Below are 9,828 nucleotides of genomic sequence, written 5' to 3' on the forward strand. Positions count from 1 at the left end.
GTTGATGGGGATGATGATCCCTTGCCCCACCCAGGTCAGGACGATGATTCCCAGCAGGCAGATGGCGGCGGGGATGACGCGGATAGTGCCCCACTCGGACCAGACCAGGATGCCGCCGGAGATGAACATGACGGGCACCACGATGGTGAAGAACTTGGTGGCCGCCCGGGTGGGGATGCCGAAGTGCATGTCCACGTTATCGCGGGCCAACGATTCCCAGGTGGGGTAGAGGAAAAATTTGAGGACCCACATGGTGCCCACATACATGGTGGCACCGAAGAGGAAGTAGAGGGCATTGAGGAGCAGTAGCCAGTTCACCGGGCACCACCGTGGGGCGCCGGGCTTGGAACGGCGCCGGGGACCCGGCTCCGGTCCGGCGGCGTCAACCATTCCTGCCCTTGGCCCAGCTCCACCACACTGTCCATCATGTCCCCGCCACGAAGGGCTACAGCCTCCAGTGGGGTGGGAGCGGTGAGGAACCACGCTTCGTAGTGGTCATCCAGGACTCCGTGGGCTTGGGGCAGCCAAGCGGTGAACACCGGTTTGCTCTCTACTTGCAGGTTTTTCAAGGGTTCGACGCCGGGCGCGTCACCGAGGATGAGCCGCGCCTTGGCCTGGGCGCCGAGGGCGATGTCTCCGGTGGCTTCGAAGTAGATGTCCGATTTCCAGAGCATGTTGCGGAAGACGCAGTAGTTGGAGGCCGCCAATTTGAGGGGCAGGTTCAGGGGTTCTGGCCGTTGGATTTCGATGTAGCAACCCAGGCGGCCGTCTTTGTCGTATTGGGCTGAGACGGTGGTGTCCGTGACCACGAAGTCCAGGTTGGCCTGGTGCTTGGGCATGCCCCAGATTCCCTTGCCCCCTTTGACGGAAACTTCTGAACTGACGGGCAGGTCAACTACGAACTGGCCGAGTTTGAAGGTTTTTTGGAACATCAGGGGAAGGATGGGCGGGGCGGGCCTGCTTCCGTGGGTGATGGCGATGGCAAGGGAGTACTCGATGTACTTGCCGATGTCGGTGGATTTGTAGTTGACCACTGTCACCACCAGCAGCCCCTTGCCGCCCAGGACGAAGGGCCGCATTTCCGAACCGGGGAGTGCGGCGGCGGCTGCGCGCTTGTTGATGGGGAACGCTGCCATTAACACGGGCGAGTCATCTGAATTGACGGGCATGAGGTATTTGATGCCGTCCGCGAAGGCATGCTGTCCGCGCAGGCGTTCCTGTCTCCGCGGAACGGGGGAGGGCAGGAGCTTGAGCAAAGGTGTGGCCAGTTCGGTGAGGTTTTTCATGGCTTCGGCTCCTGGGCTGTGGTCAGTACTGGGGTTCGATTCAGTTCGTCGATGATGATGGGGAAGGTGTCCTGCCAGGCATGCTCGCCGAAGAAGACGTCCAGGTGGCCGTAGCCGGGGATGAGGTGGAGGGAGTCCTTCCCGGGGCGGTGCTTTTGGAAGAATTCGTAGGTGCGTTGCTGGCTTTCGGGAAGGAAGCACCGGTTGTCCAGGCCGGCGATGAAGGCGAACCTCGCATCGGTCTGCGGGGCGTCGGCCACCAAGTTGTCCGGCAATTCAGGATGGTCCCCGGCCGCCACCATGTGCCCGGCCTTGATGCTGCGGCCCATTTCTTCGAAGAATGTCACGGGTACTTCCGCAAACTCGCCGGTGAGCCATTGGTGGGTGGCGTCGTCGAGGTTTTCATGGGACCAGAGGGCGGGACGACCGCTGCCGTAGGTGAAGCTGACCATCTTGCAGACCGTGTTGTCGCATTCATGGTGGGTGGCTTTGACCAGGCCACGGATGGCCCGTGTGAAATAGCCTTGGGACTTGTAGCCCCACGCCGGAGACAGGTAAGGCGTGAAGGCTTTGACCACTGGCGTGAGGTAATCGATTTTTAGCCGCGAGAACGCCGGTACTACCGGGTGCAGGGATACTGCGTTGGACACGATGGTGTCCACCTGCGGCAGCAGTCCCGCCACGGCCGACATCGTGAAGGACGTGGACCCCTGGCAGTGGATGACGGCTTTCATGCTCGGCGCGCCGGTAGCGTCCAGGACGTGCTCGACGGCGGCTGGGTGGTCGTGCACTGCGGCATCGGCGAGCGTCCATGACAGAGGATCAAGGTCGATCGATGCACGCCAATTCAGCATCCAGACGTCCCACCCGTCCTCGAGGAGGACATCAACAATGGTGGTGCGGACGGGCGGCCTGAACAGTTCGGCCCGGACGCCGGAGCCGTGAACCAGGATCACCGGCCCTTTGTCCGCTTCAACGGGTGAGGTGACGTGGACCAGGCTCAGCGGTGTGTTGTCCCGGGCACGGATCGGGATGACCTCGGTCCTGTGCTCGGCACGGGTGATCATCATGGGGCGCTTCCCTTCCCTGCGATGGTGATGGGTTCTTCAAGCAGCCGCACGGGCGGCAGGCCGGGCACCGGAACAAGCCGCGCGCCGTCGTCGTCCGGTGCCAATTGCCAATCGCGGCAGATGGTGTCCACCATCAGCGGGTAGACGGTGAGGTTGTTATCGGCCGCGAGGTGAAGGCGGAGGAAGCCCTTGTGGTCCTCGATCGATTGGCCGGACATTTTCCAGGAGGCCACCTCTCCGCTGGGTGTCGCCAGGATGTACAGGGCGAAGGCCTCGCTGCCCAGCGCCCAGCCGCCCAAGTGCACCAGGGCAATCGACAGGAGGAGGATCAGGACGTCCGGCCACCCTTCCGGCCAGGGAATAAGGATCACGACGGCGGCACTGACCGCGAGCGCGGAGAGTTGGGACAGTGCGCCGCGGACGAAAACGACGATGCCCGCTGTGGCCACTCCCAACCAGCGCGCGAGCAAGGACCCAACGGCCAGGAGGAGGGGCAAGGCAAAGATCAGGAAGAGCACCACTACCAGGGTGTTGCCGCGGGCCAGGCTGCGCAGGCTGTCCACGAATCCTTCCCCGCGGAAGGCGCTGAATACCGTCCACAGCGTTAAGGCAGCCACCACATGCGCTATGCCCAGCGACAGGCCGAAGCCAGGGTTGCGGATGGAGAGCCAGCACGGGGAGAAGGGGTTCGCCAGTTGCGGCCCGAGCAGACGGGAGTCCCCTTGGCCGGGAAACGTTGTGGGCGCTCGGGTGAAGGTGCGGGGTGTGCCCTTCTGTTCTGTTCCGGTCTGGTGGGGGTTGCGCACGCTGGAGGATTCACCGGTCACGGCCGGGCCGGGCAGGGTGAGGTGTTCGGGGAGGTCGTGGGTGTCGGAGAGGTAAGCGCCGCCCAGCCCGCAGGTGATCATCTGGGTCCTGCCGGGATCCGGGATCCGGTGCTGGTTGCCGGAGGGATCCGGAGAAGGGGAGTCCTCGTAGCGGGAGTAATGGTGCAGGTCTCCGGTGAGCCAGAGCCTGACGTTGGCGCCGGTGGCCTCGAACAGGCCGGATTCAGGGTTGAAGCGGCGGCGCAGGTAGTCCTGTTCAAAGAAATCCACCTGCCGGAACCCGCCCCAGCCGGGTTCATCAGCATCAACCCAGAACGGGGCGGCGACGCAGAGGATGATCGCGTCACCGGGGACCAGGTGAAGGGTGACGTTCCGGTAGAAGTAGTCCAGCTGTGGCTCGTCAATGTATTGCCCGAGTTGGCTGTCCAGGCCCAGCAACCACCAGCCGGGGGTGCCGTTCCGGCCCGGACCGGGAGGGGTTCCCGTGAGCCGGAGGGCAAAGTAGCTCCGGGTTTGGATGGTCCGCCAGCTTCCGATGCTCCGCTGCCTGGTAAATACGCGGATGAAAGAGGTGAGGCCGTCGTACCAGTCATGGTTTCCGGGGAGGGCGAGCATGACCGGAGGCATGTTGTGGGGCCCGCTTTGCGCACCTTCGGAGCTTCTTGGCGCGCTGAGCGGGCCTCGCAACGCAGGTGGGAAGGCCGTCCGGTACGGACCCACCATCCGATTCTCGTACGCTGACGGGGACGCCACCGGATAGACTTCATCCCCGCCCAGGACCAGCACGTTGCCCCGGGGAAGTTCCCGCCCGTCCACCCTGAGCGAGTCCTGGGCCAGCAAGGACGCCACAGTGTAGGTGGCATCGAATCCGTCGCCGAGGTCAGCTGCAAAGTCGAGCCACATCTCCGTTGTTGTCGGCGCTGAGGGACGCTCCTCCTGAAGATCAGCAGGCGCTGGAAGGCCCCGGCTGGTGACAGCGGGCTGGGCCGGTTGGCCAGGAACAGGCAGCTTGTCCAAACGCAGTGGGTCCGCGGGAAAACTGCCCTCGAGCTCGCGCTTGTCGCCAAAGTCGGCAAAGACCGTAGCCGCAGCCACCTTCAACGCGGTCCGGGCCAAGGACATGGGCGAGAGCCAACGAACCGCCGTCTGGGGCGTGAAGCCCAGGACAGCGTAGTGCTTGGCGAGCTCCCGACTTTTCATTTCTTCGGCTTGACGGGGAACGGGACCCGTCTCAGGCCCCGGCCGTAGACCTGCCACAGTTCGCCGCCGAACAGCTTCCCGAAGGTCACCAGACCTGCCGCGGGCGCCGGTCCGCCGGCACGGAACGTGGTGAGTTGCCTGGCGAAGTCCAGAGGACGGATGTAGAGGATGCCCGCGCCAACGACGCCGTCGTTGCCAGTGCCGCTGGCGACACCGGCGGCCGGTTCAGTACCCTCGCTGTCCGGAGGAACATGGCCCCGAAGCACGGTGGCATACAGGGTGGTGGTGTCCGCCCAGAGGTCGAAACCCGCCTCGTTGTGGATCAGTTTGTGTCCGGTGAACGTAAACGGTGTTCCGCCCGGGTCCCGCAGCCACAAACGGTAGAGCATGCGCCTTGCCGGTGCGCCGTCGTCGGAGGTGTCCTGGACGAACAGATTGAACCAGCCCCGCTCCACGGGCATCCGGCCGCCGAAATAGTCCGCCAACACATAGCCCTCAGCTGTGGCCGGATGAGCCGGATCGGATGCGAACGCCTCAATATCTTCTGCAACGATGGTCAGCTCGAACATGATCTTCCTGCCCCGGTCCCGGCCCAGGTTCCGCCCCTTCTCCGGATCGGTGACACCAGGACTGAACCAGCCGTGCATCTGCTCGGTGAATCGGACGGACGTGGCCTCCTTGCCGCTTACGCCTGCAGCGCCGGGACTGCCCAGTCCGCGGCTGCGCACTTGGGAAACCGCGGAGTCTTCAGCTGCGGCGCTCGCAGGTTTTTCCTCCGGTGCGGCCTTGCCTTTGGTGGCGTCCGGCGCCAACGCGCGCGGAGCCAACGCGGCGACGTCGACGACGGCGCCTGCTGCCTCCCGCTGGGCGGCCGCCTCTTCGCTGGCCCCGCCGGAGCCTGCCGCATCTGCCGGGCGGATGCCCCGGCGGCCGGGTTCCCCTGCGTTCCCGAGGATGTGGGCGCAGGTGCGTTCGGCGAACGCTGCGATGGTCAGGGACGGGTTGGCGCCCACAGGGCCCGGCATCACAGCTCCATCCACCACGAATAATCCGGGATACCCAAAGACCTCGCCATAGGAGTCACAGACCGCCTCGCCCGGATGCCGCCCGGAGGGTGCTCCTCCGATCGGGTGGACCGTGATGACGCGTTTGGCCCACCAGAGGGGGTTGTCGATGAAGTCCCCGTCCAGGTCTTTGGAAATGGACTCCATGGTTTCGCGGACGCGGCCGAAGTACTCCTTGGACGTTGCCATGGTCCAGGCGATGGCCAGCCTCCCGTCGCGAAGGGTCATGACGCCGTCCGGGACGTCCCTGCCCATTCCCAGCAGCGGCACCGAACTGGAGGACAAACGGCCGTCGCCCAACGCTGCGGCGAGGTCGGCGGAAACGTTGGACCGGCCGGCGTCGAACAGCCTGTCTTTGAAGAGCTGCCCGGCCACCTTGGCGGTCCGCTTGATGGTGGTGCCCAGTTGGGCTGTCTCGATGAGCCAGTTCATGAAGGCCGGATACCCTGCGTCCTCCACGTAGTAGCCGCGGCCATCGCCGTCGTCGTCGTGTGAATCCGGGACCCTGATGGCCGTGGTGATCACCGGACCCCGGCTGCCGGCCAGGTTCCGCACGCCGGGCCGTGAGCCGTTGGCCGGGGGCGTCTTTGCACTCATGATGAACGTTAGAAGGTCCCCGTTTCCGCTGAAACGGGTGCCCAGGGCGTCGCTGAGCGCGGGGAGGGAACCCCGGTTGCGGAGCAGGAGGAAGTTGGTGCCGAACGTGCCGGCGCCCAGGATGAGCCGGCGGCAATGGATGATGCGTTCGGTGAGGAGCCCACCATCATCTTCCGGATGATGCACCACATAGCGGACTTCATAACCGCCGCCCTGCGTACCCGGTTCCAACGGTCGGATTCCGCGGACATCGTGGAAGGTCCGGACGTCGGCTCCGTTGAAGGCCGCCGCAGAGATGTAGTTGTGGTCCAAGGTGTTCTTGGCGCCGGCGTTGCACCCGATGTCGCATTCACCGCTGAGGGTGCAGGTGGTGCGCACCGTGGCGGGTCCATGGATACTGCCGTAGCCGGGCATCGGCAGTGCGTGGTTGGTCCGCGGTTCGGTCCCAGGCGCTGCCGAGAACGTTACGGCTATAGGGGGTCTGGTGATGGACAGTCCCAGATTGGCGGCGGACTTCTCCATGGCCATGGTCTTCGCGGTGTCCTTATAGGGGTACGGGACAGGCTGGAGCATGGCTTCGGCGGCATCGTAATAGGGATCGAGGTCTGTTCGGGTGAAGGGCCAGTTCTCATAGCCGCCGCCGGGGATGGGGGATTCGTTGACGAACCACTTTTCGTCTTTGCGCAGGAGGACGTTGGCATAGATCAGCGAACCACCGCCCAAGCCGCTGGACACCAGACCCTCGGTGCCGCGGAACGTCCAGGCGTCAAAGAGACCGTACAGGCCCCGGTCCGGGTCCCAAAAGTTGCGGCCCATCTCCGAGGGCGAGCGCGCGAAGCTGCCCGGCGGGTACGGTTTTCCGCGTTCCATGAGCACCACGGACTGCCCGGCTTCGGCGAGCCGAAGCGCCGCGACGGAACCGCCAAAACCGGAGCCCACCACTACGGCGTCAACCTTTTCGATGCCATCGCCGCGGCGTGCCTGATCAGAAACGGGGTCGGGCCCCGCATCCCCACTGTTCCCGGTCCCCAGAGGACCCATGGCCGTTCCTCTCAGAGGAAAGCTGACTACATAGCTGCAGCTGACGGCGCCGGGCCTGGCCGGGCGATGCCTCCGCGGACTATGGGGCTTATGTTCCCACCGGGCAGGGGATCTGTAAATGAGGTGGTGACAGTGGATTCCGCGTGCACTAGGGAATGCGGGTGTAGATCATGTCAAAGTCGTGTTCCAGCGGCCCGCCCGGGTAGCTGCCGCGTTCCAACCGGGCCGTGATGGTGTTGCCGTCCTCGGAGAAGTGGCCAACAAAGCGTTGGGGCCAGTCGGGCCCGTCCCGGAACAAGGTCCACACCTTGTCCTTGAGCGTCATGTCGTAGATCCTTGCGACGCCCCGGGAGTCAAAGTAATGCTGTTGGAAGGCTCCATCCGAGCCCGTGGCTCCGATGACGCTGACCGCATTGGGATACTCCGGCCGCTGGACCGTGGAACGCTGAATGAGGAAGCCTCCACTCTCCAACCATTCAAAGGTGGTCCGGCCGGGCACATCCTTGCCCGGAACTGATGTTTCCCAGCTGCCGACGAGGATATTAAGCTGCTCCATCGTGGGTTGTGGATCCCGTGCCATGGCCGGCCTCTTTTCGCGTCTTCACGCTGTTGAACAGCTTCAGGGTATGACTTGCCGACGTCCCCGCATAGAGTCTGAGGGTGGCTGACTCTTCGAAAGTTGCTGTTGTAACAGGAGTGGGCAGGCGCCGGGGAATCGGGGCCGGCCTTGCTGTGGGCCTGGCTCGGGACGGATGGGACCTGGCCCTGAATTACTGGGAACCGTACGATCAGCGGCTGGGGATGGAATCCTCTCCTGGGGATCCGGAAAGCATCGCTGCCGAGTGCCGCGAACTGGGCGCCGTCGTCGAACTTTTTGCTTCCGATCTCAGCGATCCCACGACGCCGGCGGAACTGATCGCTGCAGCCCGCGGTCTTGGGCCGGTGCGTGGCCTGGTGATCTCCCATTGCGAATCAGTGGACAGTTCCATCCTCACCACTTCCCTGGAGAGTTGGGATCGTCATTTTGCGGTGAATGCGCGCGCTGCCTGGCTGCTGATCAAGGCCTTCGCGGAGCAACTTCCGCCTGCCATGCCAGGTGAGGCAGGCGGACGGATTGTGGCCCTGACCAGCGATCACACCGTGCACAATGTGCCGTACGGTGCCAGTAAGGGAGCATTGGACCGGATCGTCACTGCTGCCGGCGTTGAACTCGGTGATCGGGGAGTGCGGGCAAATGTGATTAATCCAGGACCGATCGACACTGGCTGGATGGACGATGCCACCCGCGGGTGGGTCAAAGGTGCAACGCCGGCCGGGCGCCTGGGAACTCCGGAGGATACTGCCCGGCTGGTGAGGTTCCTTTTCTCTGACGCCGGTTCCTGGATCAACGGCCAGATCCTGAACAGCAACGGTGGTTTCAGCGTTTCCTGACCACTGGTGCGCCAGGCACTCAGCAGGTGGCAGGATGGGCCCATGAGCCGAGTCACCTGTGATCTCACTGTTTCCCTTGACGGATATGTTGCCGGGCCCAACCAGTCCCTGAAGGAGCCGCTTGGTGAGCGCGGTGAGAGCCTGCACCGTTGGCAGTTCGAGGAACGGGAAGCCAACTCGGCTGAAATTGCGGGCATCCTCGAAGCCGGTGCCTACATCATGGGGCGCAACATGTTTGCCGGCCCCGGACCTGGCGCGTGGGAAAAGGACTGGCGAGGATGGTGGGGTGAGGAGCCGCCCTATCACTCAGCTGTCTTCGTCCTCACCCACCATGCCCGTGAGCCGTTGGAGATGGACGGCGGCACCACCTTCCACTTCGTCAATGATGGGATCGATTCGGCGTTGGCCCAAGCCCGGGAGGCCGCCGGGGACAGGGATGTGGCGGTTGCAGGGGGAGCGCAAACCGCCCGCCAATTCCTCTCCGCGGGCCTCATGGACGAGCTGAGGCTCCACATCTCGCCAGTGATCCTTGGTGGTGGTGAGAGATTGTTCGACGACGTGGGGAACGTGGCCCTGGAGCCGATCGAGACCCGTGGCACCGGGCTCGTCACCCACGTACGGTATCGCGTGCAGCGCTGATCCGGACCTGGCGACCAACGCGGCACTACGGCTGGCGGGTGACCCTGCGCGTCTCTCGGAACTCCTCGGGTACCGTGACAGTGCCTTTTGGTACGGCGACGGTAATGCCCTTCTTTGTGACACTGGTGACGTTCTGACCCAGCTGCTTCGCGTACTCGACGACGGGCCTCGCCGCAGCCTTGTTGCGGACGATTGCTACGAGCGCGACGACGAGGAACGCAAGGGTCATCAGGCCGGGCACCATGACGACGACCACCTGGTTGATGAGACCGTTCAGGAACAGTACCGGGCCGAGGAACCACAGCGCCACCGTGGAGAACATCATCACGAGAACCAGTTTCTCAGAGCGTGCGTGGACGGCCTGTGCGTGTGCCAGTTCATCCGGGTAGCGTTCCTTGAGAATGCGGGTGACATCGGCGCTCAGCGCGTCAACGACGTCGTTGTTCAGTGCCCTCATGGCTCTCCAATGCTCGTTGTACCGTCCGGCGGCGGACAGTGTTTGCCCTGCAGCCGGAGGGGTTGGTCCTGCCAAGAAGCCGTTACCTTGGCTTCCTTAAAGTACCCTTCTTTCGCCGCATCTACTGAGTGGGATGTACTGGCGGACCTCCATGTAGCTTTTCACCAAGTAGGCCCGGTTTTCAGTCGTAAATGTTCGTCTGCCTACTCGTTGTTA

Annotated in this window: 9 protein-coding genes; 2 read left to right on the top strand and 7 right to left on the bottom strand. The window is 63.9% G+C overall.

Annotation, left to right across the window (positions count from 1 at the left end; all coding sequences use genetic code 11):
• The 6 genes from HP499_RS15610 to HP499_RS15635 all read right to left on the bottom strand — a co-directional run.
• Positions 1-318, bottom strand: a 318-nt coding sequence (locus HP499_RS15610; RefSeq protein ID WP_172325148.1) for a hypothetical protein, incomplete at its 3' end; no start/stop codon positions are given.
• Entirely contained in the window at positions 315-1,286 is a 972-nt protein-coding gene (locus HP499_RS15615) for an acetoacetate decarboxylase family protein (protein ID WP_172325149.1), read from the bottom strand. The genes HP499_RS15610 and HP499_RS15615, both read right to left, overlap by 4 nt.
• Positions 1,283-2,356 (bottom strand): alpha/beta fold hydrolase, encoded by a 1,074-nt coding sequence (locus tag HP499_RS15620; RefSeq protein WP_172325150.1) that lies wholly within the window; start codon positions 2,354-2,356, stop codon positions 1,283-1,285. Before HP499_RS15620 ends, HP499_RS15615 begins: the two co-directional genes overlap by 4 nt.
• Positions 2,353-4,383 carry a hypothetical protein gene (locus HP499_RS15625; protein ID WP_172325151.1) on the bottom strand — a complete coding sequence of 677 codons (2,031 nt, stop codon included), beginning with the start codon at positions 4,381-4,383 and terminating at the stop codon, positions 2,353-2,355. Before HP499_RS15625 ends, HP499_RS15620 begins: the two co-directional genes overlap by 4 nt.
• Positions 4,380-7,085, bottom strand: coding sequence for a GMC oxidoreductase (locus tag HP499_RS15630; RefSeq protein ID WP_172325152.1), 2,706 nt, complete (start codon positions 7,083-7,085; stop codon positions 4,380-4,382). The genes HP499_RS15625 and HP499_RS15630 overlap by 4 nt, the downstream gene beginning before the upstream one ends.
• A 148-nt stretch (positions 7,086-7,233) precedes the next feature.
• Complete coding sequence (locus HP499_RS15635) at positions 7,234-7,665, bottom strand: hypothetical protein (protein WP_172325153.1); 432 nt, start codon at positions 7,663-7,665, stop codon at positions 7,234-7,236.
• Between the two features lie 80 nt (positions 7,666-7,745).
• Between HP499_RS15635 and HP499_RS15640 the strand changes: the two genes are divergently transcribed.
• On the top strand, positions 7,746-8,516 hold the full coding sequence (locus HP499_RS15640; RefSeq protein ID WP_172325154.1) for an SDR family oxidoreductase: 771 nt from the start codon (positions 7,746-7,748) through the stop codon (positions 8,514-8,516).
• 42 nt (positions 8,517-8,558) lie between these two features.
• The gene (locus tag HP499_RS15645; protein WP_172325155.1) at positions 8,559-9,155 is read left to right on the top strand and encodes a dihydrofolate reductase family protein; all 597 of its coding nucleotides are present in this window, start codon (positions 8,559-8,561) and stop codon (positions 9,153-9,155) included.
• Positions 9,156-9,180: 25 nt separating this feature from the next.
• Here the strand turns inward: HP499_RS15645 and HP499_RS15650 are convergent, their stop codons facing one another.
• Positions 9,181-9,612, bottom strand: coding sequence for a hypothetical protein (locus HP499_RS15650; RefSeq protein ID WP_172325156.1), 432 nt, complete (start codon positions 9,610-9,612; stop codon positions 9,181-9,183).
• Positions 9,613-9,828: the final 216 nt, after the last annotated feature.

It is taken from the genome of Paenarthrobacter sp. CM16, from assembly GCF_013179505.1.
Classification (GTDB): Bacteria; Actinomycetota; Actinomycetes; order Actinomycetales; family Micrococcaceae; genus Arthrobacter.